The following is a 21,610-nucleotide window of genomic DNA, read 5'->3' on the forward strand; positions in this document are numbered from 1 at the left end:
GATTGCCACGACAAAACCGCCCGTCTTGCGGCGGCGACATCATACCGCCGTGTGAAGTCTTTAGACTAAGCTCAGTTCAAGTGAGGCCCCATGCGTAAACCGTTCCCGTCCCGTCGCCACGTTATGTCTTTGATAGGAAGCGCCGCTATCGCCGGTCCGGCTCTGGCCGACACCTGCGTCACCTTGCCCGAAGAGACCGAAGGTCCCTTCCCCGCCGACGGCTCGCGCCGGGGACCGCCGGGCATAAGGGCATCGGCGACAGAAAGCCCCAATGCATTGAAACTGCCGTTCATCGAGCGCCGCGATATCCGCACCAGCGGCAATACGGGCGCTATGGCAGCGGGCGTGCCCCTGACCCTGCGCATCCGGCTGACCGGTGCCGGATGCCGTCCGCTGGCCGATCACGCCGTCTATATCTGGAACTGCACCCGCGACGGGCAGTATTCGCTCTACGCCCTGCCGAAAGAGGATTTCCTGCGCGGTGTGCAGCCGACGGATAAGGACGGCGTGGCCGAGTTCCTGACCATCGTTCCCGGCTGCTACGACGGTCGGATGCCCCATATTCATGTCGAGGTCTATCCCTCGCTCGCCACTGCCCACAGCGCCGACGACAAAATCGCCACCACGCAGTTCGCTTTCGACCGCGCGCTATGCGAGCAGATCTACCGCGAGGCGGAAGGCTATGAGGCCAGCACAAATAATCTGGCGCGGGTCAGTTTCGACACGGATATGGTCTTCGGAGACAACACCGCCACCGAACGCGAGGCCCAGACGGTGAAGCTTACCGGCAATGTGCGTGAGGGGTTTGTCGGCACGGTGACTCTGGCTCTGGGCGATGGCCCGCGTCAGGCATCCAGGATGGGCCCGCCCCCCAATGGCTTCGGCGGCGGCCGTCCGCCTATGCCGCCGCGGGGATAGTGTGAACTCGCTTCAGTCGGGTTCCGTCCGCTCTGCCATCTTGCGACGAACATACTGGATCAAGCCCCCCACCAGTGCGCCCAGACTGTATAATATCCCTGTTTTCAATCCGGACGCCTCTATGAGGTATCCCGCCATTACAAAGATAAAAACGACAAATCCTAAGGCATTCAACCCAAACAGCCCGATGTTTATGATGCTGCGGTTACCCTTGGCGATTAACGGCAATACATATGTCGAAACGCAGTAGGCGATCCACGCGCCCGCGCCCGTATAGGCAATGGCATTTATGAGATGAACCGGTTCCGGATCAAGGAAAGCCGCAGCCGCCAGAACAAGGATGGCGCTTACGCCACAAAATAATACTGCGCCTGCGGCGCGATGTCGCCAAGTGGTCTGGAAACTCAAAAAGGCAACCGTAAAAAGCAGCGCAGCCTGAAAAGAAAATGTCGGATTGGCGAGCCAGATATTTCGCCACAGATTGATATTTCCTCCCGCAGCCGAATATTCAAGACCATAAGAGCTGGCGAAAAATATCAGGCCGACAATAAGAAAATGCTTATATGACATGTGTTCCCCCCGCTTGCAGTATAACAGCCGCATCAAGAAAAAACAGGCCCGGGAGCGAACTCCCGAGCCTGCATTTTTAGTAAGTTGAGCGATACCGCTCCAAGTACCCCCGGTCGGGGGCACCCGACTTACTTAACTTCGACCTTGGCACCAGCAGCTTCCAGCTTCGACTTGATGTCGGCAGCTTCTTGCTTCGAGATGTTTTCCTTGACCGGTTGCGGCGCGCCTTCAACCAGGTCCTTGGCTTCCTTCAGACCGAGGTCTGCACGGATGCCACGGATTTCCTTGATCACGTTGATCTTCTTGTCGCCACCGTCCACGAGGACGACGGTGAACTCGGTTTGCTCTTCGACGGCTTCAGCCGGGGCAGCGGCAGCGCCACCAGCGGCGGCAACGGCGACCGGAGCGGCGGCGGAGACGCCCCACTTGTCTTCGAGAAGCTTCGACAGTTCAGCGGCTTCGAGAACGGTCAGGGCGGACAGGTCGGCGACCAGTTGTTCCAGTTTAGACATTGTATTTCCTTAAAGGTAAGATGGGATGGGAATGAGCTGTTAAGCGGTTTCTTTGGTCGCGTAAGCGTTGAAGACGCGAGCCAGTTGAGCCGCGGGCGCCTGAAGCACGCCGGCAACCTTGGTCGCCGGGGCCTGAAGCAGACCGATGAGCTTGCCGCGCAGTTCGTCGAGCGACGGCAGGGTGGCAAGCGCCTTGACCCCGTCGGCGTTGAGAACAGTACCGTCCATGATGCCGCCAACGATTTTGAACTTGTCGTTCTCTTTGGCGTACTGGGCGGAGATTTTCGCGGCCGTCACCGGGTCATTGGCATAGGCCAGCACGGTCGGGAACTTGAAGAGGGCGTCGCCCGCTTCGCCGACCGAGCCGTCCAGAGCCTTTTGAGCCAGACGGTTCTTAAACACTCTGAGCACGGCGCCTTCTTTACGAAGACGCAGGCGCAGATCAGCCATTTCCACAAAGGTCATGCCCGAATATTGGGCAACAACCACGGAGCCGGATTCGGCGAAGACGCTCTTGAGCTCTTCAATCGATTCGGCTTTTTTAGCGCGGTCCATTGTGGCCTCCGGTTGAGGAATTGCTTTACGGGACAATCCCGCAAAGCGTACGACTTAAGCGCTCCGGTTGCCCGAAACGATGAAGTCACTGTCCATGATGAGAGGCAAAAAACACAAGGATCGCGTACTCTTTAAGGGAGAACGTGATATCTTGAGGCGTTTCGCGTCCCGTCTCAATTTCGACGCCCGGGGGCTCCCGGTGCATTACGGAACAGGTGGCCCCTGCTCCCTCGAAGGTCTCGGACAGAACGACAGGAAAGATTGCTCTTTCTAGCCGAGGGGCGCTCTTTATCCGCAAGTCCGCGTAAAATCAAGCCCTGCCCCACGCTTTTGGCGGCTTTATTACAAATCCCGTCAGGCCGCGCCACTACCCCTGAACATGGGTTGTGGGGAAAACACCGTTTTGTGACTCTTCCGGTCTTCGATCACGGGGCTGGCCATGTTTGCGAAAATCCTGCGTTTCGTTTGCCTGCTGATAGCTATCAGCGGCACCGCTATGGCGGCGGAAAAGCTGCCGTCGCGCTACGACGATAGCCGCGACTTTTTCATCGATACCGGCCATCAGAACATGCCCTACCGACTGTGGGGCGTGTCGATGACCTGGGACAAGGCCTGCCGCAGTGGCAAGGTCGCCGAATGTGTGAAACTGGCCGGGGCGTTCGAGACGGGGCTGGGGGCCATCCGGCCCGATATGCGCGTTGCGCTGGGCTACTGGCGGCTGGCCTGCAAGGCGGGCAGCGGCCACGCTTGCGCGCGCACCGCCGAGGTCGTCCTGTCGGGCGAGGCCAATTTCGTCAATGTTGACATGGCACGGCAATTCGCCAAGACCGGCTGCGAGACCTACAAGACGCCCAAGGCCTGTTCGGCCTTGGCTCAGGCCCTGATGCGCGGTCCCGACGCCGCGCAGAACCGCGCGCAGGCCGACGCCCTGATTGCGCAGGCCTGCGCGGCGAATGACGACGACGGCTGCTGGATTCAGGCACGCCAGTGGTTCGATGAAACGACCGATGTGGCTTTAAACAAAAAGGCCGTACCGCTTTTCGAGAAAGGGTGTGCCGCCAAGCAAGCCTGGGGGTGTAGCGGTCTGGCCGAGGCCTATAACACCGGCAAAGGCGTTCCCATCGACGCCACCAAGGCCCGCGCCGCCTCCGAGACCGGCTGCGTCAGTTCGACCGGCGACCGGGTGCGCGCCTGCCGCCTCTACGGTATGTTTCTGATCAAGGGCGACAAGGCGTCGCTCAATAAGGGCGAGAAGTTCCTGCATACCTCATGTCAAGCGGGCGACAGTGTGGCCTGCGTCGTCATCGGGCAGATCGGCATGTACGGCAAGACGCCCGGCGCCACCACCAACCAGATGGAGGGGCTCTATTTTATGCGCCGGGGCTGCGACCTGAATAACGGTCAGGCCTGCGACGAGCTATCCTACGCCTATCAGAAGGGTCTGGGCATTGCGGGGAACGGCGGCGTGACCATCGCGCTCCTCGACAAGTCGTGCCGGCTCGGCTGGGCCAATGGCTGCAAATACGCCAAGATGGTCGCCGATGGCAATCCGGGCATCCGCAGCACGATCCCCAAGATCGACCCCAGCCTGACGGTCACGCAACAACTGGCCGAAGCGCAAAAATACGTCAAATCGGCCAGCACCGCCGACCGTAACGAAGGCGTCAATGCCGTCGTGCGCCTGATGCAGGAAGGGAACGAAGACGCAGCGTGGGTTATCGGCGGCTGGCTGGTCTATGGCCTTGACGGCGTGTTCGACACCTCGCGCAAGGCCGAGGGCATCATTGCGATAGAGAACGCCGCGCGCGTCGGCCACGTCGAAGCCGCCATATGGATCGGCATGGCCTACTGGTACGGCGACGGCGTCAAGGAAGACCGCAAAAAGGGCGAAAACTACATGCTGATCGCCGCCAGCCGCGGCAGCGAAATGGCCGAGGGCATCTATCGCTCCATGCTGGCCGAACCGATCCGCGTCGAAAGCAAGCGCCGCGCCGAGGAATTCGCCGCCTATCAGAAGGCGCAGTACGAGCGCTGGTCGCGGTGGAACGCCTCGGCCTACGCCAACTACGTCTCGTCGGGGTCGACCTACACGCCGTACAAGTCGAGCAGCTATTCCGGCCAGAGCGTGTCCTCGATCATCGACAATTCCAACTGGAACCAGATGTACAACTATCTGTCCGGTTCCACGACCGCCTGCCCGTCATCCAACCCCTATTGCCGTTAGTATTTAACGCGCATCTTATCCGAAAACCGTTTCACAGTTTCGGGATGCGCTAGAGAGGATTCATCATGCGCATCGCTCTGTTTGCTGTCGCCACTATGCTGGCCACGCCTGCTGCTTTTGCCGCCGAGCCGGAAACCCATGCCTTTCAGCTTGAGGTCGGTCGCGACCGCTGCACCCTGAACTATCCGCGCGCCGACGGCCGCACCCTCACTTTCCTGCTGCATATCGATGGCACCTTCAGCGCCAGTATCCACCAGAACCGCTGGGAGATCGTCGACGACAAGGACACCAAGGATCAGTCAAAGCCGATGACGCTGGATTTCAAGGGCGTCGGCAAGACGACGGCGAAATGGGGCGGCTATCGCAACGGCTATGTGCAGGGCCTGTGGGCGGGCTGGGACAAGAACCCGTCAGGTCCGGCCAGTACCGGCGAAGCCATGGGAATGCTCGAAAAGGCGCAGGTGGTCAGCGTGACCTTCGAGGGCAAACCGATGGGCACCTTCGACATGAAAAACAAAGGGTTTGCAGCCACGGCTTTGCGCACCTGCGCCCGCAATGTGGCCAATATCCCGGCGGGCTGATCCATTGCCAATGGCAGGATTTCAGCGCATATTGCCAATCATGCCAAACCTTGATTTCAATCGTGATGTCTGCGCCCTCGCCTTCGACGGGATGCCGTTGTTCGAATTTTCAATTGCCGTGGAACTGTTCGGCCTTGAGCGGCCTGAGATGGGGCCGAACTGGTACCGTTTTCGCGTCGTGTCGCTCGATGACGGGCCGTGTCGGACGACGGCAGGCCTGAGCGTCACGGCGGACGCGCCGCGCGCGTGGCTGGAAACCGCAGGCACGATCATCATCCCCGGCTGGCCAATGGACAAACCGATCCCCGACACGCTGATCGACCTCATGCAGCGCGCCCACGATCGCGGGGCGCGCATCGTCACCATCTGCTCCGGCGCCTTCGTGCTGGCGGCGGCGGGCCTGCTGAAAGGGCGCAAGGCCACCACGCACTGGAAGTATGTGGATTATGTCACTGAAACCTATCCGGATATCGAGCTGGTGCCGGACGTGCTCTATATCGACGAAGGCCAGATCCTGACCTCGGCGGGCAGCGCAGCGGGGATCGATCTGTGCCTGCATCTGATCCGTCGCGACTTCGGCCCCGAAGCCGCCAACAAGGTCGCGCGCCGCCTGGTCGTGCCGCCGCACCGCGACGGCGGTCAGGCGCAATATATCCCGAAATCCGTGCCAATCGAATACGAGCGCAACCGGCTGGGGCCGCTGCTCGATTACCTGCGTGAAAACGTCGAATGCCCGCACACCGTGGCGCAACTGGCCCGCCGCGCCGGCATGAGCGAACGCACCTTCCTGCGCCGCTTCGAGGAAGCCACCGGTACGACGCCCGCCAAATGGCTGATGCAGGTTCGCTTGCAAATCGCACGCGATATGCTGGAGGCGACGCCGGAGCCTATCGACAGCATTGCGCTGACCTGCGGTTTCGGCAGCGCCGCCAATTTCAGGCATCATTTCCGTGAAAACCTGTCGACCACCCCGACCGCCTATCGCCAGACCTTTCAACGGCTTTAATCTGGTCGCGCATTTGGGGCCCAAAACCGGTTCCCACTTTTGGGAATGCGCTCGGAAAGGTCCACACTCAACCCCACCTTTACCCGGTCCAGCGTCACCATCGACTTGAAGGTCTTGACGTTCCGGTTGTCGTAGAACAGCCGCCGCGCCAGCGCCTCGTACTGCTCCATCGTCTCGACCAGCACGATCAGCACGAAGTCGGCCTCGCCCGTCACATAGTAGCATTGCTGCACCTCCGGCGCGGCGGTAAGCAAGGCCCGCATGGCATCGAGTTCGTCGATATGGGTGCGCTCCATCGTCACCTCGACGGCGATGGTGATCGGTAAGCCGACGCGGTGCGGCTCGATGACCGCGATATTGCGCGTGATGACGCCTTCGTCCTCCAGCCGCCGGATGCGCCGCTGAACCGCGGCGGTGGACAGGTTGACGCGTTCGGCCAGTTCCCGCAGCGGCACCTTATTGTCGGCCTGCACCGCATCGAGGATGGCGTAGTCGAAAGCGTCCGGGGTAAAATTTTTCATATCACGCGCCTGAATGAGACATTTTCTCGCACAAGGCTCCGTTTAAGAGCGCACTTATCGTCATTGCCGCAATATATTCCCTGCTAAAGCACTCTACAAGGAACAGTCATGCGCAGCGCGGCGTCTCAGGGTTACGGTCTGGCCTTTCTCGGCGCTCTGATGTGGGGCGTGTCCGGCACGGCCATGCAATACCTGTTCGAGACCAAGGGCGTCAGCGCCGAATGGATGGTCACGGTGCGGATGCTGATTTCAGGCGCGGCGCTGCTGGCGATCTGTGCCGTGCGCTATCCACGCGCTGTGTGGGCGATCTGGCGTGATCAGGCCAATCTCAAGCGCCTGTTCGCCTTCGCCATGCTCGGTATGATCTCGGTGCAATATACCTATTTCGCCGCTATCCGGGAATCGAACGCCGCCACGGCGACCGTGCTGCAATATACCGGCCCGGTGATGATCGCCGCCTGGTATGCCTTCCGCGAAAAGCGTTTGCCCGGTCCGTTCGAAGCTTTGTCGATTGCGCTCGCGGTCGGCGGCACCTTCCTGTTGGTGACCCACGGCAATCCCGGCGGCCTGTCGATTTCGCCCGCCGCCCTGTTCTGGGGACTGGCCTCGGCGGTGGCCTTTGCCGTCTATTCGATCCAGCCGATTACCCTGATGCGCCATTATCCGGCCCCCGTGGTTCTGGGGTGGGCCATGCTGATCGGCGGCGTCGCGTTCAGTTTCATCCACGCCCCGTGGGACATGCGCGGCACGTGGGACGCCGGGACGCTCGGAGCCGCGTCCTTCGCCATTATCGGCGGCACCCTGATCGCGTTCCTCGCCTATATTCAGGCGACCAAGCTGATCGGCGCGCGCACCGCCAGCCTGATGGCCAGCGCCGAGCCTTTGTCGGCCACCGTCATCGCCGTTCTGTGGCTGAACGTGCCGTTCGGCGTGTTCGATGTCATCGGCACGGCCTGCATCATCGCCACCATCCTGCTGCTGACCCTGCGAACCAAACCCGTGGCCATCGCCCAGCCGGCTGAATAGCTTGATTTCAGTCGGCGGCTTTGGCAAACACCCGCCCATGCTGGCTGATATCATCGACTTTCTGGGCTCTGAGACCCCGCGCGCGTGGATCGACGCGGCGCTTATGCATCAGGACATCCTGCTGCTCGATCACAAGAACTGCGAGTACAAGGCCGCGTCGAACGCGCTCAACATCATGGCCAAGTACAATACGCACGAGACCCTGATGAACGCCATGTCGCGGCTGGCCCGCGAAGAGCTGGTCCATCATGAGCAGGTCATGAAGCTGATGAAGAAGCGCGGCGTTGAGTTGCGCCCTTTGACGCCGTCGCGCTATGCTATGGGCTTGCGGCGGATGGTTAGACGCAGCGAACCCGGCATGATGACCGATATCCTCATCGTCTCGGCCTTTATCGAGGCGCGCTCGTGCGAGCGCTTCGGGGCCCTGTGGCCGTATCTCGATGCCGAACTCGGCAAGTTCTACAAGGGCCTGCTCGACAGCGAAGGCCGCCATTTCACCAACTATCTCAAGCTGGCGCATCTCTACGGCGACGCCGACGACATCGCCCGCCGCATCGAGGCCATCCGCCCGGTCGAACAGGCGCTCATCAGCGATCCCGATCCGGAGTTCCGCTTCCACAGCGGCACGCCCGCCCTTGCCGTAGCGTAAAACTCTGCGCATAGTCCTCTCAAAAATAAGAGGAAACACCATGCGTAAATCACTCCTTGTGGCGGGCTTCATCGCCCTCGCCGCCCTGCCGGTTGCCGCCGAGCGCGTGACCACACCCGTTTTCGAGACGGTCGCCCCGGTCGTGCCGAAAACCGTCAAACGCCCGGCCATCCTGATCCTGTCCAAGGCCAATGACTGGCGGCACGACAGCATGCCCGCCACCGCCAAAGCCGTCATCGACATCGCGACCCGGCGCGGCTGGGCGGTCTATGAGACCAGCAATGCCGCTATCTTCAACGCGCAGGACATGAAACGTTTCAACGTGGTCGTCCTCAACCACTCGACGGGGGAGTTGTTCACGCCGGAACAGAAGGTCGTTTTTCAGACATGGCTCGAAAACGGCGGCCGCATCGTCGCCCTGCACGGCGCAGGCGGCACCAGCCGCCATCCGTGGCCGTGGTACATCGACCATGTCATAGGGGCGGGTTTCGGGGGGCACCCGCAAATTCAGGACGGCGTCGTCCGCATCGAAGACCCGGCCCATCCGGCGATGAAAAAGCTACCGGTCAACTGGACGCGCAACGAAGAATGGTACAGCTTCGACCGAAATCCGCGCGGTCCCGGCGTCCATGTGCTGGCGACCGCCGATGAGACGACCTACGACCCCGGTGACAAACGACGCATGGGCAAGGACCATCCGATCATCTGGACGAAATGCATAGGCAAGGGCGGCGTCTTCTTTACGGCCCTGGGGCACCAGATCACGGACTGGTCCGATCCGGTGTTTCTCACCCACATAGAAGGCGCGCTGGAATGGGCGAAGGATAAGAAGGCTAAGATGTGCTGATCAGGTGTCTGGCAACAGTAACGCTTCATGATCCTGAGCGCTGTTGAGAATATGGATGACAACGATCTTATTGTCCTCGACGCGATAGAAGATGACATATCGCTTATAAGGCTTGCGCCGGATACCGGAGCGTTCGTATCTCGGCATAAGCGCAAAAGCATAGGGCGCTATGATCAATGCCTTGGCTGCGGTTACAAGTTCAGCGACGAACGTAATGGCGCGCGTCGGGTTATCTTCGGCTATATATTCGCCGATCGATCTCAAATCGTCGCGGGCCGCAGTAGCGAAAATCAGCCTCATGTACCGTATTTTGCCTTAAGCGACGCCGTCACCTCCCGCAGCACATCGTCAGCATCGTGTACCCTGCCCGCATCGGCATCGGCGATACCCCGCGCGATAGCGGCATCCAGAGCCGCCAGACGCTTTTCGCGTTCTTCGATGATACGCACACCTTCGCGCAGAACCTCGCTGCGTGAACTGTAGCGACCGGACGTGATCAGGTTGGTCACCACGTCTTCAAGATGGGGACCGAGATTGACGCTGCTGGGCATGAGGCACCTCCGGCCCTGATAATAATTATCAACCCACCTTCCGGCAACAAAAAAGCCGCTCCGTTGCCGGAGCGGCTTTAATTTCGTCTATTGTCGCAAGACTTAGACAGCCGACGAGGTGTCGACCTTCACGCCCGGACCCATGGTCGAGGACAGCGAGATCTTGCGGACATAGAGGCCCTTGGCACCCGACGGACGGGCCTTAACCAGAGCATCGACCAGCGCCTTGGCGTTGGCTTCCAGTTGTTCGACCGTGAACGAGGTCTTGCCGATGCCGGCGTGAACGATACCGGCCTTTTCGACGCGGAACTCGACCGCACCGGACTTGGCGTCCTTGACGGCCTGAGCGACGTTCGGGGTCACGGTGCCGACCTTCGGGTTCGGCATCAGGCCGCGCGGACCCAGCACCTTACCGAGGCGACCGACCAGAGCCATCATGTCCGGCGACGCGATGACGCGGTCAAAGTCCATGAAGCCGCCCTGGATCTTTTCGACCAGGTCTTCGGCACCGACGACTTCGGCACCCGCGGCCAGAGCCTCTTCGGCCTTCTTGTCCTTGGCGAACACGGCGACGCGGACGTCCTTGCCGGTGCCCGACGGCAGTTGAACGACGCCACGGACCTGCTGGTCGGCGTGACGCGGGTCAACGCCCAGATTGACGGCGATTTCGACGGATTCGTCGAACTTGGCCTTGGCGTTGGACTTCACCACGTTGAGGGCTTCGGTCAGGCCGTGCAGCTTTTCGCCTTCGACGTTCCAAGCCTTGATGCGCTTTGCAATTTTGGTCATCAGATTTCCCCTTAGTCGACGATCTTCAGACCCATCGAACGGGCCGAGCCCTCGATGATCTTGGCGGCGGCGTCGATGTCGTGTGCCGAAAGGTCCTTCATCTTCTTTTCAGCGATGTCACGCAGTTGAGCCTGCGTGATCGAACCGGCCGAATCGCGGCCCGGCAGCTTCGAGCCGGACTTCAGGTTCAGCGCCTGCTTGATGAAGAAGGTCGCCGGCGGCGTCTTGGTGACGAAGGTGAACGACTTGTCCTGATAGACCGTGATGATGGTCGGGAGCGGCGTGCCTTTTTCGACGTTTTCAGTACGGGCGTTGAATTCCTTACAGAAACCCATGATGTTGACGCCGCGCTGACCCAGAGCCGGGCCGATGGGGGGCGAAGGCGTGGCAGAGCCGGCCTTCACCTGGAGCTTGATGTAGCCCAGGATTTTCTTAGCCATTGGATATCTCCATAAAGTCCCGGTATTTTGGGACGTTGTGAGCCGTGGTCTGGGTCGCCCCTCCCACGGATTTGACTTCACTGTGAGTGAAGAGCGGGCGCTATAGACGATAAGGGTAAAGAGCGCAAGGGGGATCGGTCTTATTCTTATACCTCCCCGCTGGCGGGGAGAGTGGCATCGCAGAGCGATGACGGGTGGGGTGGGCCTACCAAGCGATCCAGCGACTATACTCGTTGAGATTAAAGGCACCCCACCACCACATCTCACCGACTTCGTCGGTTCGTGCGGCCCCCCCGCACTGAAGTGCAGGGAGGTATAATTAACTCTCCACTGGAAACAGGCCGTCGGCATAGGCTTCGTCATGATAGCCCTTGATGCCGACCTGACGCGCCAGAGGGCTAACAGGGTCTTCGCCGCGCCTCAAACCGTCGATCAGTGACGCAAAGTCGTGCTTCGGCGCCCAGCCCAGATCGCGGCGCGCGCGGGCGTTGACATAGACCCGGTCCAGCCGCTCCGGCATCCGCCAACCGCGCGCTGCGAAAACATCCTCATAATCGACATAGCTGCGCACCACATCGGGCACGTGTTCGCGCAAGGCCGCAAGGTCCGACGGCTGAAACGGCGTCGTAGCGCTGATGATATATTTGCCGAAGCCGATATCGCCTGCCCGCTCGATCGCCAGCAGATGCGCGCTGACCGCGTCCTCGATATCGACGCGGCGATAGAGATATTCGACCACCTTGAGGTTCGTATCGTCGAAAGCCTCGCGCGCCGCCTTCGAGTCATCGGGTTCCGGAAAGAAGCGCGAGGTACGCAGGACGATGCACGGTACCCTGTGATTGCGATGGAACAACTGACACAGGTCTTCGGCAGCGGTCTTGGTCACCCCGTAGATGTTCTTCGGCGCAGGTACGACGTCCTCCGTGATCCACGCCGCAGGCTCGCCCGGTGGCGGCACCAGCGCGTCACCGAAGACGCTGGTCGTCGAGGTAAAGACGAACGCCCTCACCTTTCGCGCCGCCGCTTCCTCCAGCAGGTTCAGCGTGCCGGTGATATTGGTATCGATGAAGTCCTGACGGCTGTGGGTCGCCACATGCGGCTTGTGCAGGGTCGCCGTATGCAGCACCGCCTCGACACCCTCCATGCAGCGCGCAACGAACGCCCGGTCGGCAATCGAGCCGACATGGTCTGTAAAGGGCGACGGCAGGATATCGACACCGCCGACATCGTCGCCGCGCGCCCGAAGCGTCCGCATCAGCGCCTCGCCCAGATGTCCCGAACTGCCGGTCACCAGAATTTTCATGTGCGCCTCCAACCTGTGAAGGCAAAGCAAACTTCCGATCGGCTTTCAACGCATATATTATTCGCGGCTCCATCCGACGCCATACCGGTTAACCGCATCGCCGTCACTTAACGGTGCGTGTTCGTACTGCCCATAACCGGACACGGATGAAAAGCTGAAAAACAGGTCGCGGATTTCATCGTAAGAGAGGTTCAGGTTTCCATCCGAAGCTTCGAGGAAATCGGTTTCCGTCAGAAACACCGCGCGCGCCAGATCCTGATAACCGTCCGTCATTTTCAGGGCGTTCAGAACGGATTCGACCTGTCCTGGGGTGTAAAACTCGGACTTCCCCCACCCCTTGCGCAAGGCGGCGGGCACATAGCGGGCGTATCGGCGTACCGCGCGGCGCAATCTGAAACGTTCAAACCATCCCATGATCATCCTCCGGTCGTATCTTAGCACAGAACGCCCAAAAAAAGAAAACCCCGCGCAGGGTCTGCACGGGGCTCCAAATTCCAGATTGGAACGGCGCTTAGACCGTCTTTTCGACCTGCGAGAACTCCAGATCGACCGGGGTGGCGCGACCGAAGATCGACACCGACACCTTGAGGCGGGCATGATCCTGATCGACGCTTTCGACCACACCGTCGAACGAAGCGAACGGGCCGTCGGTTACCTTGATCTTCTCGCCGATGTCGAACGACAGGACGACCTTGGGCTTTTCAGCGGCCACTTCGACGTTACCGACGATGCGCTGGACTTCTTTTTCGCTGACCGGCACGGGCTTCAGGCCCGAACCGAGGAAGCCGGTGACCTTGGGCGTGTTCTTGACGAGGTGATAGGCTTCGTCGGTCATTTCCATCTTCACCAGCACGTAGCCGGGGAAAAACTTGCGTTCCGAGTTGAATTTGCGGCCGCGGCGGATTTCGACGACGTCTTCGGTGGGCACGAGGATTTCGGAGAACTTGTCCTCAAGGCCCTGCGACTTCGCCTGATCGCGCAGGGATTCGGCCACCTTCTTCTCGAAGTTGGAATAGGCGTGGACGATGTACCACTTATGGCGGGGATTGGGAGCCAGAGCAGCTTCGAGAGTTTCGGCCATATTGATTAGCGTCCGATATTGATAAGGAAGTTGACCACGAATCCGAGGCCACCGTCGATTATATAGAAGAACACGCAGGCTACCAACACCATGATCAGCACCATGACGGTCGTGATCCAGGTTTCCTTGCGCGAAGTCCAGGTGATCTTGCGCGCTTCCTGACGCACTTCCTGGATGAACTTGGCGGGGCTGGTGCGCTTCTTCGGGGTGACGGTGTCCGTACCGGCGGTACGCGCCGTGGTCACGGGCGCGACGCTGACCTTGCGCGCGCTGTCTGCCGTGGTGGTCGAAGTCGGCTTTTTCGCCATGGGTTGCGGTTCCAGAACAGTTGTTTGAACAACAGAAATGAGGCCGGAAACGCGAATTTCAAGCCTCACTTCGAAAGTGAAGGTCCCGGCTTTGCAGAAAAAACGGAAACCTGAAAAAATGGCAGGGGCAGAGGGACTCGAACCCACGACTTCCGGTTTTGGAGACCGGCGCTCTACCAGCTGAGCTATACCCCTATCGGTCTTAGGCGATGGCAAACGCCGCGCACAAATCCCTGAGAGGGCAGCCGTTTATCAGTGGTTCCGCCCAAGGGCAAGCCACGGCTGCGTAAAATCCACCGAAAAAACGGCAGGTAAACCAAAAAAGAGCGCAGCCACAGGAGCGTGACTGCGCTTTCAAGGTTTGGAGAACCAGAGAAATGCAGGATCACAATGGATCAGGCCGTTTCCTGGATCGCCGCCGGGACGTGATGAACCGGCGGAGATAGCGATGTCACGTTCCTTGTAGGAATTTACCGCGACAAAAAATGTCAGTTACCGATATGGACGTTGCCCGACCCCATAACGCTCTTGGAGACCTTGCCGGTGACCTTGCGAATCGTCACGTCGCCGGCGCCGACGACCGACAGTTCCACGTCCTGCGCCTCGCCGTTGAAGCGCACATTGCCCGAACCAGCGATGCTGACCTCGACCTTGGGCGCAAACCCCTTGTCCAGCCGCACATCGCCCGAACCGCCGATGGCGATTTCGACGGGCCCACGCACTTCGGCGACATTGATCGAACCCGATCCGCCAATGGCACCTTCCAGCTTACCGACGCGATTGGCATAGACGTCGCCCGAACCGCCGACGGCGATTTCCGCCTCGCCCAGATTGCGCGCCCGCACCGTGCCGGAACCGCCGATGCTCAGTTCGGCCTTTTGTTCGACGTCGTCCACGGTCCAGTCGCCGCAACCGCCCAAAGCAAACTCCAGCGAGCGCGTGGCGCCGATCCGGCCATAGACCGCCCCGCCGGCCGATACCTTGGCGTCGCGCGGCACGCGGATATGGATGACCGGCAGATCGCCCTGAGCGATCGTGCCTTTGCCGGTGATGCGAGCATTGGGGCCGCTGCAATGGACGCTCTTGCCCAGCTGGCCGTTGGCGATCAGACGGTCGCCGCGCGTCGCGATCAGGATTTTCGGCAGGGTGGATTTGCCGTAGGCCACGGTCAGCTTGACGTCGCTACGGTCTTCCGGCGTAACGATGACGCGGGCAGCGACGTTCTTGAGTTCGACTTCGGTGGCGGCGTGGGCCTGCGCGGCAATAGTGCCCAGCGCGGATACGGCAACGCCCGCCAGTACGGATTTGATCATTTCGTTAGTCCCCTAAATGGATCTGATGAAACGATTTTGCCGCACGGCGAGCGTCGGTGACAACTTAATTAGCTGTCATGAAGCACTTGTAATGTAACAGGAGTTCGCAAGATGACGATTTTAACGGGAAGTGTGTCGCGAACTTGCCTTCAGAATAGCACGGGCATGATCGATATCGACGCCAAGCAGTGACGCCAATTCTGCATCCGGCATGTCCGATCTGTCCCTTTTAAGAATACGCGCGGTATCCGTAAGTGAGTGTGCCAGCGGGTCAATGAACCGACACGATCTGCTGAGTTGGCGTCCCGCGATCAACACGCTTTCGTAAGTCCTGAATTCCTCGGGCCAATTGCCGCCCACAACGTTCTCTATTTCTTCGACAGTTAGCCGTTTCAGAAAGAGGTCGTCATATATTCTCTCTTCTTGGGCGACCAACCACCCCTGTCCGCAGGCCCGGCATCTTGATGCATAGAGCCACCATACCTCCGGACCATATTCGGCGACCGTATCGACGGTTGCGAAGAAGCGCCCGTCAAGACCTTGCATTCCCATAGGCACAACAGCACTATTCGGCAAAGCGGCACATTCACACGTCATCAAAGGCCGAAGCAGAGCTTCCAACGTCTTTTTGACGGAGTATATTTCTTCAATGCTCCGATAGTTTGTGGAGATAAGCGTAAAATACAGAGCCTCACCGACAGCGGCTTCCAAATCTGTCTGAGAGTAGAGCCACGCCTCGAAACCATCCGTCGACAGATCGCCGCGCACAAACTTCCAAAACTGATCCGCCTGTTGGTCATTCATGCACGGCACTTTCTCTGTATCTATTCCCCGTCCTTCAGCTTGCGGGCGAAGAAGTCGAGATAGAGCCGGTAGCGGAACAGGTTCTTGGCATTGCCGCGCACGCCGTGACGCTCACCGGGGAACAGCATCAGTTCGAACGGGATCGACTTCTTTTGCAGCCCGTCGATAACCCGCGTCGTGTTTTGCAGGATGACGTTGTCGTCGGCCATACCGTGCATCAGCAGCAGGCTGTTCGGCTTGAGGTTATCGAGGCGATTGACCACGTCGTACTTGGCGTAGTTCTCGGCATTGGCCTGGGGCGTCGACATATAGCGCTCGGTATAGGCCGTGTCGTAGAGGCCCCACTCAGTCGGCGGCGCGCCTGCGGCACCGGCGACAAACGGTGTATCCTTGGCGGTCAAAGCCATCAGGGTCACGAAACCGCCCTGCGACCAGCCCATGATGCCGATCTTGTCGGCCTTTACATAAGGCAGGGTTTGCAGCCATTTGCCGCCCGCGATCTGATCGTCGATATCGGCCCCGCCGAAGGACTTATAGATGGCGCGCTGGAACTTGACCGAGCGGTTGGGCGTACCACGGTTGTCGAGGACGAAGACGATATAACCCGCTTCCTGAAACAGGCGATTGGCCGGCGACACCCAGGCGCGCTTGACGTCCTGACGCGCCGGGCCGCCGTAGATCGAGACGATGACGGGGTACTTTTTCGCCGGATCGAAGCCCTTGGGCTTGAGCATCAGCCAGTGCAGGGTTTCCCCGTCGGCGGCTTTCATCGTGCCGAATTCCGGCGCGCTGTAGCTGTCCTTATAGGCAAAATACGGATGCTTGTCGGTATAGGCGTTTTCCTCAATCCAGCGCACGCGCTTGCCGGTCGAATCGTAGAGCGCGGTCTGCGACGGCGTCGCCGGGTCGGAATAGGTACCGATAAAGGCCTTGCCATTGCCCGCCACCTCGGTCGCCCACCAGCCACCGTCCTTGGTCAGGGCCACCGGTTCGGCCGCCTTGGTATAGGCGACCTTGTACAGTCCCATTTCGATCGGCGTTTTATACGACGCCTCGAACCAAACCTCGCCTTTCGTCTCATCCAGCGCGGCGACCTTGGCCACGGGGAAATCGCCGTGGGTGACCTGACGGACCAGCTTACCCGCCTTGTCGTAGAGATAGAGGTGGTTATTGCCGTCGCGCTCGGACGACCAGATGAACCCGCCGCCTTTCAGCAGACGCAGGTCGTTGTGCAGTTCGACCCAGGTGTCCGAGGTCTCGGAAAGCACGGTTTGCGCCGCGCCGCCGGTCGCCGAATATTTCAGCAGATCAAGGGTTTGCTGGTTTCGGCTCAGGCGCTGGACGTAGACCGACTGACCGTCCGCCGCCCAGTTGACGCGCGCCAGATAGATGTCGCTATTGGCTCCCAGATCGAGCGGCGTATCGGTGCCGGTCTTCATATCGTGGACGAACAGGGTAACGATGGCGTTGGGACGCCCCGCCTTCGGATAGCGCTGATCGATGGTCTTGGCACCCGTACCGCTGATCTCGAAGCGCTCGACGACATCGACGGGGGTTTCATCGACCTTGGCATAGACGATCTTCGTGCCGTCCGGCGACCACCAGTAACCGGTATAGCGCCCCAACTCTTCCTGCGAAATGAACTCGGCCACGCCGTAGGAGATCACCCCCTCGCCTTTCGGCGAGACAGCGGTTTCCTTTCCGGTGCTAAGCTCCTGCACATAGAGGGTTTGATCGCGGACATAGGCGACTTGCCCCCCTTTGGGGTTCAGCTTGGCGTCGACCTCGTCGCCTTCGGTTTGCGTGGCGCGGGTGATTTTCTTCGTGGTGCGATCGACGATGTAGATATCACCATCCAGCGGCACCAGAATCGACTTCGACGACGCGTCCCAGTCATAGGCGACCACGCCGCGCGCCGAGACGCGCATCCGCTCGCGCCGCGCCTTTTCGGCTTCGGACAGTTCCTTGCCGGCCGAGGACAGGCTGTCGGCATCGACCAGCACATAGGGCTCGCCGCCCTTGACATCGACGGCCCACAGGTCCTGCACCGTGGCATTGCTCAGTTTCGGCTTGAGGAAGGTCAAAAGCGTACCGTCCGGCGACAGCTTGGCGCCGACCGCCTTAGGCCCGGACAGGTCCGGATCGGCGAATACACGCTCCGGCGTCAGGGTGGCCTGCGCCAAGGCGCTCATCGGCGAAAACATCAGCGTGACTCCGAGCAGCGCGGCGGCAGCGGTGGCGGTTTTGAACATGGATGACCTCGGAACTATGGTGGCAGGACGCTACCTGCTTCCTCCCTCAGCGGTCAAGCGGTTACCGGCGTGACTATTCCGCCAAAGCCTACTCTGAAGGCCGTGACAGCACATAGAGCGCGCACAGGGCGCAGACCCCTGCGGGTACCCACATCCATACCCCGCGCAGCGTGAAAAACCCGATCAGAGACGACACCGCCATACCGCCGACCGCCGCGATCTTGGCGGTACGACCGATGACCCCGCGCTCGCGAAACGCCTTGATCGGCGGCCCGAATTTCGGATGCGCCATGATCTTCCGCTCCCATTCGGGATTGGAGCGCGCGAAAATTACCGCCGCGATGATCCAGAACACCGTCGTCGGCATGACCGGCAGGAACATGCCGATAACGCCAAGTGCCACGAACAACAGGCCGAGGATATTCAGAACTATTCGCATTTGCAGACCATAACGGTATTTGCTCGCTCTTGCATCTGCAATCTTGTCGCAGCCCTCCCGACAAGTTTACCGACACGGCCCTTTTGAATGAACGCCGTTATGGTAATTTCACCAAATACAAGAACCGATTCAAAAATCGGACGGAGGAAACATGACCATCATCGACACCTTGCTGAATCCCAACGGGCGCATTTCGCGGCTCGGCTTCTGGGCTTGGGCCATCACGCTGTTCCTGCTGATCAGCGTGATCGCGTTTCTCAATAACGCCTTATGGGCCAATAGCTTACCTACATCTTTTGAAAGTCTGCGAGCGCAGCCTGTTGGACCGTGGCTGGTCCTGGCCTTGCCGCTTTTGTGGATCGGCTTCTGCCTGCTGGCCAAACGCTGGCACGACCGCGGCAAGTCCGGCTGGTGGAGCCTTGTCGCGCTGATCCCGGTAGTGGGCCAACTCTGGGCGCTGGTCGAATGCGGCTTCATGGCCGGTCAGCGCGGCACCAATCGGTTCGGCCCCTCACCCGACGGTTACCGCGCCCGCCTGTCGTCCTATCGGCTTGAGGATATGCCGGAAGACATGCCCTGAAAACAAAACGGCCCCCGAACCGGAGGCCGTTTTTTAATGCGCCGCTTTGCCGCCGTGCGTGAAGTGGTCGATATCCTTTTGCGTGATGTCCATGAAGTCCGGCACCACCTGATTATATTCATCGACTTTCTTGAGATCGACGACCACGTCGCGGTGGCCTTCCCAGATCATATTACACGCCACATAGAGGATGACGGCCAGACCGACAAAGCCGATCCAGCGGAACTTATGCAGGACCTTGGCGATGAAGTGCGAGGCGACGCCCATCAGGGCGATGGCAAGGATAAGGCCGAAGACCATGATTTCCGGGTGCTGACGCGACGCCCCGGCGACCGCCAGCACGTTGTCGAGCGACATGGAGAGGTCGGCGATCAGGATCTGAATGACAGCGGTCTTGAAGCTCTTGGTCTTGGCAGGCTTTGCCGCCGCCCCGCCCATGCTCTCGCCATTGATATCGGCACCGGTCGCGTCTTCGAGATTGGCCTTGGCGCGCGCCTCGGCCTCCTGCTCGTGCAGTTCGCGCCACATCTTCCACGCTACCCACAACAGCAACAGACCGCCTGCGAACAGAAGCCCGACGACACTGAGCAGCTGCGCCGTGATCAGCACGAAGCCGATGCGCATGATGACGGCAGCGATGAGGCCGTAGAGAATAGCCTTCTTGCGGTCGTTTGCGGCCAGACCCGCCGCCGCCAGACCGACGGCCACGGCATTGTCACCCGCCATGACCAGATCGATAAACACGACCGAAAAGAAGGCCGAGACCTGCGACAGAAAATCGGGATTGCTGAGGAAGTCCATACGGCGGGTCTCGTTGCGAATGAAAGGCGGATCGTTCCTGTCCTAGATTTGCGCCGCGCCCTTGTCCAGAGGGTTAAGAGCGCATTCCGAAAAGTGTGCAGCGGTTTTGGCTTCGCCGAACTGCGTTTCGGAATCAAATGCGCGAAAAAAACTAATCCACAGGCTTAATCTCGCGACCGAGGCTTTCATACAGCGCAATCGATGTCGCGTGGCTGACATTTAGGCTCTCGAAACCGCCCGGCATGGGGATCTTGACCAGAAAATCGCAGTGTTCGGCTACAAGGCGGCGGATTCCCTCGCCTTCCGAACCCATGACGATGACCAGACCGCGCGGGCTGCCTGCGCCGCGCCAGACTTGTTGGTCAAGGACGGCTTGCAGGCTGTGTTCGGCCTCGCCCGCCATACCCAGCGTGACGAAGCCGTTTTCCGACAGCGCTTCCAAAGCCCGCGACAGATTGGTCACCCGCGCAAACGGTACCATGTCCATCGCGCCCGCTGCCGTCTTGGCCAGTACGCCCTGCATGACCGGCGAATGGCGGTCCTGCATGATCAGGCCCGCCGCCCCGAACGCCGCACAGGTGCGGAAAATCGCGCCGATATTCTGCGGATCGGTGACCTGATCGAGCATGATGATGACCGGCGTCGAACGACTCAGCGCGATTTCCATCAGCGAATCGATATCTTCGCCGTCGAGCGGCGGGGCATTGAGCGCGATGCCCTGATGGACCGCGCCCTGCGGCAGGAAGCTGGAGAATTCCGCCATTTCGGTCAGGCGCTGATGGACGTCACCGCGTTTCAGCGCCCCCGCAAACAGGGTTTTCTGGCGCTCCGCCGTTAGATAAAGCCTGATCGGCCCCTTGCGCGACAAATTTTTAAGCGCCGCCTCGACCGCGTGCAGCCCCCACACCCAGCCGTCTTCGCTGACCTTAGGTTTCTGAAAAGACTGAGCTTTCGCCGGTCGCCCGCCGTCCTGCACCACGGGGCGCTGAGGCCCCTTATCGCGACTTTTCCCCTGAAAACCCGATTTTTTGTCGAAGTTTTGCCCCTTGCGCGCCTTAGGGTCGTTGCGTTCGCGATTTGATGACACTATAAGACGCGCTCCGATTTGAGGCCGGGAAGGCTTTTGGGTCGATTGGGCGCCCTCTTTACTGCGGGCATCCACAGAAACCAAAAAGTTTTTTCGTTTTTGGGCTTGTTCTTTTGCGAAAGATTGAGTTTAAGGGCGACCGGTTTTGAGACACCGTGCGTTTGGGGGAATGTCCCGAGCGGCAAAGGGGGGGGACTGTAAATCCCCTGCGTAAGCTTCGCAGGTTCGAGTCCTGCTTCCCCCACCATCGCACGGTCTCAAAACCATTTCCCCTCATACCTCGGATCATCCCTGTACGGACCGCATGGCACCATGTGGTTCACACGGGCGGGTATAGCACAATGGTAGTGCAGCAGCCTTCCAAGCTGAGGATGTCGGTTCGATCCCGTCTACCCGCTCCATCACATTTTTTTAGACCTTAGCCCGCTTTGGGCAAATTGGAGCCTGGACCTA

The 21,610-nt window shown here is 60.0% G+C and carries 26 protein-coding genes and 3 tRNA genes; 10 read left to right on the top strand and 19 right to left on the bottom strand.

The annotated features are described in order from the left end of the window. The first annotated feature begins 123 nt into the window (after nt 1–123). On the top strand, nt 124–918 hold the full coding sequence (locus AEYBE204_RS35425) for a hypothetical protein (RefSeq protein ID WP_023463379.1): 795 nt from the start codon (nt 124–126) through the stop codon (nt 916–918). Nucleotides 919–930: 12 nt separating this feature from the next. Here the strand turns inward: AEYBE204_RS35425 and AEYBE204_RS35430 are convergent, their stop codons facing one another. The 3 genes from AEYBE204_RS35430 to rplJ form a co-directional block, all read right to left on the bottom strand. Continuing rightward, nucleotides 931–1,488 (bottom strand): hypothetical protein, encoded by a 558-nt coding sequence (locus tag AEYBE204_RS35430; RefSeq protein ID WP_031231260.1) that lies wholly within the window; start codon nt 1,486–1,488, stop codon nt 931–933. A 128-nt stretch (nt 1,489–1,616) separates the two neighbouring features. Beyond that, nucleotides 1,617–2,000, bottom strand: coding sequence for a 50S ribosomal protein L7/L12 (gene rplL, locus AEYBE204_RS35435; RefSeq protein WP_023463381.1), 384 nt, complete (start codon nt 1,998–2,000; stop codon nt 1,617–1,619). A gap of 39 nt (nt 2,001–2,039) precedes the next feature. Beyond that, nucleotides 2,040–2,555, bottom strand: coding sequence for a 50S ribosomal protein L10 (rplJ, locus tag AEYBE204_RS35440; protein WP_023463382.1), 516 nt, complete (start codon nt 2,553–2,555; stop codon nt 2,040–2,042). Between the two features lie 439 nt (nt 2,556–2,994). Here rplJ and AEYBE204_RS35445 point away from each other — a divergent pair, with 439 nt between their 5' ends. The 3 genes from AEYBE204_RS35445 to ftrA all read left to right on the top strand — a co-directional run bounded on the left by AEYBE204_RS35445 (nt 2,995) and on the right by ftrA (nt 6,366). Continuing rightward, complete coding sequence (locus AEYBE204_RS35445) at nt 2,995–4,779, top strand: tetratricopeptide repeat protein (protein ID WP_023463383.1); 1,785 nt, start codon at nt 2,995–2,997, stop codon at nt 4,777–4,779. Between the two features lie 65 nt (nt 4,780–4,844). Then, nucleotides 4,845–5,360: a hypothetical protein gene (locus AEYBE204_RS35450; protein WP_023463384.1), complete on the top strand. Its 516-nt coding sequence runs from the start codon at nt 4,845–4,847 to the stop codon at nt 5,358–5,360. A gap of 40 nt (nt 5,361–5,400) precedes the next feature. Further along, a complete protein-coding gene (gene ftrA, locus AEYBE204_RS35455) occupies nt 5,401–6,366 on the top strand; it encodes a transcriptional regulator FtrA (protein WP_023463385.1) in 966 nt (321 codons plus the stop codon). On the opposite strand, the gene AEYBE204_RS35460 is transcribed toward ftrA, so the two are convergent. Further along, on the bottom strand, nt 6,363–6,887 hold the full coding sequence (locus AEYBE204_RS35460) for an Lrp/AsnC family transcriptional regulator (RefSeq protein WP_023463386.1): 525 nt from the start codon (nt 6,885–6,887) through the stop codon (nt 6,363–6,365). The genes ftrA and AEYBE204_RS35460 overlap by 4 nt on opposite strands. Before the next feature lie 108 nt (nt 6,888–6,995). Between AEYBE204_RS35460 and AEYBE204_RS35465 the strand changes: the two genes are divergently transcribed. Genes AEYBE204_RS35465 through AEYBE204_RS35475 form a run of 3 tightly spaced genes read left to right on the top strand, consistent with a single transcriptional unit; the run spans nt 6,996 to nt 9,409 of the window. Then, nucleotides 6,996–7,913: a DMT family transporter gene (locus AEYBE204_RS35465; protein ID WP_023463387.1), complete on the top strand. Its 918-nt coding sequence runs from the start codon at nt 6,996–6,998 to the stop codon at nt 7,911–7,913. Nucleotides 7,914–7,950: 37 nt separating this feature from the next. Then, nucleotides 7,951–8,562: a tRNA-(ms[2]io[6]A)-hydroxylase gene (locus tag AEYBE204_RS35470; protein WP_023463388.1), complete on the top strand. Its 612-nt coding sequence runs from the start codon at nt 7,951–7,953 to the stop codon at nt 8,560–8,562. 40 nt (nt 8,563–8,602) lie between these two features. Beyond that, nucleotides 8,603–9,409 carry a ThuA domain-containing protein gene (locus AEYBE204_RS35475; protein ID WP_023463389.1) on the top strand — a complete coding sequence of 269 codons (807 nt, stop codon included), beginning with the start codon at nt 8,603–8,605 and terminating at the stop codon, nt 9,407–9,409. Here the strand turns inward: AEYBE204_RS35475 and AEYBE204_RS35480 are convergent, their stop codons facing one another. The 13 genes from AEYBE204_RS35480 to AEYBE204_RS35540 all read right to left on the bottom strand — a co-directional run bounded on the left by AEYBE204_RS35480 (nt 9,410) and on the right by AEYBE204_RS35540 (nt 18,689). Then, nucleotides 9,410–9,709 carry a type II toxin-antitoxin system RelE/ParE family toxin gene (locus AEYBE204_RS35480; protein ID WP_023463390.1) on the bottom strand — a complete coding sequence of 100 codons (300 nt, stop codon included), beginning with the start codon at nt 9,707–9,709 and terminating at the stop codon, nt 9,410–9,412. Then, nucleotides 9,706–9,960 carry a type II toxin-antitoxin system ParD family antitoxin gene (locus AEYBE204_RS35485; RefSeq protein WP_023463391.1) on the bottom strand — a complete coding sequence of 85 codons (255 nt, stop codon included), beginning with the start codon at nt 9,958–9,960 and terminating at the stop codon, nt 9,706–9,708. Before AEYBE204_RS35485 ends, AEYBE204_RS35480 begins: the two co-directional genes overlap by 4 nt. A 102-nt stretch (nt 9,961–10,062) precedes the next feature. After that, entirely contained in the window at nt 10,063–10,749 is a 687-nt protein-coding gene (gene rplA, locus AEYBE204_RS35490; protein ID WP_023463392.1) for a 50S ribosomal protein L1, read from the bottom strand. 11 nt (nt 10,750–10,760) lie between these two features. Next, nucleotides 10,761–11,189 carry a 50S ribosomal protein L11 gene (gene rplK, locus AEYBE204_RS35495; RefSeq protein WP_023463393.1) on the bottom strand — a complete coding sequence of 143 codons (429 nt, stop codon included), beginning with the start codon at nt 11,187–11,189 and terminating at the stop codon, nt 10,761–10,763. A 319-nt stretch (nt 11,190–11,508) separates the two neighbouring features. Then, a complete protein-coding gene (locus AEYBE204_RS35500; protein ID WP_023463394.1) occupies nt 11,509–12,492 on the bottom strand; it encodes an NAD(P)-dependent oxidoreductase in 984 nt (327 codons plus the stop codon). 57 nt (nt 12,493–12,549) lie between these two features. Beyond that, nucleotides 12,550–12,906, bottom strand: coding sequence for a DUF6559 family protein (locus AEYBE204_RS35505; RefSeq protein ID WP_023463395.1), 357 nt, complete (start codon nt 12,904–12,906; stop codon nt 12,550–12,552). A 97-nt stretch (nt 12,907–13,003) separates the two neighbouring features. Next, nucleotides 13,004–13,573, bottom strand: a complete 570-nt coding sequence (gene nusG / locus AEYBE204_RS35510; RefSeq protein WP_023463396.1) for a transcription termination/antitermination protein NusG — start codon at nt 13,571–13,573, stop codon at nt 13,004–13,006. 5 nt (nt 13,574–13,578) lie between these two features. Next, nucleotides 13,579–13,881 (bottom strand): preprotein translocase subunit SecE, encoded by a 303-nt coding sequence (secE, locus tag AEYBE204_RS35515; protein WP_023463397.1) that lies wholly within the window; start codon nt 13,879–13,881, stop codon nt 13,579–13,581. 119 nt (nt 13,882–14,000) lie between these two features. Further along, nucleotides 14,001–14,076: transfer RNA gene (locus AEYBE204_RS35520), tRNA-Trp, on the bottom strand. Between the two features lie 293 nt (nt 14,077–14,369). After that, nucleotides 14,370–15,194, bottom strand: a complete 825-nt coding sequence (locus tag AEYBE204_RS35525; RefSeq protein ID WP_023463398.1) for a GIN domain-containing protein — start codon at nt 15,192–15,194, stop codon at nt 14,370–14,372. Between the two features lie 120 nt (nt 15,195–15,314). After that, nucleotides 15,315–15,998: a hypothetical protein gene (locus AEYBE204_RS35530; RefSeq protein WP_023463399.1), complete on the bottom strand. Its 684-nt coding sequence runs from the start codon at nt 15,996–15,998 to the stop codon at nt 15,315–15,317. A 20-nt stretch (nt 15,999–16,018) separates the two neighbouring features. Beyond that, a complete protein-coding gene (locus AEYBE204_RS35535; RefSeq protein WP_023463400.1) occupies nt 16,019–18,250 on the bottom strand; it encodes a S9 family peptidase in 2,232 nt (743 codons plus the stop codon). Nucleotides 18,251–18,338: 88 nt separating this feature from the next. Continuing rightward, a complete protein-coding gene (locus tag AEYBE204_RS35540; protein ID WP_023463401.1) occupies nt 18,339–18,689 on the bottom strand; it encodes a YbaN family protein in 351 nt (116 codons plus the stop codon). Between the two features lie 151 nt (nt 18,690–18,840). On the opposite strand from AEYBE204_RS35540, the gene AEYBE204_RS35545 reads away from it, so the two are divergent. Further along, complete coding sequence (locus tag AEYBE204_RS35545; RefSeq protein ID WP_023463402.1) at nt 18,841–19,269, top strand: DUF805 domain-containing protein; 429 nt, start codon at nt 18,841–18,843, stop codon at nt 19,267–19,269. Between the two features lie 33 nt (nt 19,270–19,302). Here AEYBE204_RS35545 and AEYBE204_RS35550 read toward each other — a convergent pair whose 3' ends face one another. Further along, nucleotides 19,303–20,070 (bottom strand): YjbE family putative metal transport protein, encoded by a 768-nt coding sequence (locus AEYBE204_RS35550; protein WP_023463403.1) that lies wholly within the window; start codon nt 20,068–20,070, stop codon nt 19,303–19,305. Between the two features lie 151 nt (nt 20,071–20,221). Beyond that, nucleotides 20,222–21,157: a 23S rRNA (guanosine(2251)-2'-O)-methyltransferase RlmB gene (gene rlmB / locus AEYBE204_RS35555; RefSeq protein WP_023463404.1), complete on the bottom strand. Its 936-nt coding sequence runs from the start codon at nt 21,155–21,157 to the stop codon at nt 20,222–20,224. A gap of 163 nt (nt 21,158–21,320) precedes the next feature. Between rlmB and AEYBE204_RS35560 the strand changes: the two genes are divergently transcribed. Continuing rightward, nucleotides 21,321–21,404: transfer RNA gene (locus AEYBE204_RS35560), tRNA-Tyr, on the top strand. An 80-nt stretch (nt 21,405–21,484) separates the two neighbouring features. Continuing rightward, nucleotides 21,485–21,558: transfer RNA gene (locus AEYBE204_RS35565), tRNA-Gly, on the top strand. Nucleotides 21,559–21,610: the final 52 nt, after the last annotated feature.

Origin of the sequence: Asticcacaulis sp. YBE204, from assembly GCF_000495855.1 — a bacterium.
In the GTDB taxonomy this organism is placed as follows: domain Bacteria; phylum Pseudomonadota; class Alphaproteobacteria; order Caulobacterales; family Caulobacteraceae; genus Asticcacaulis.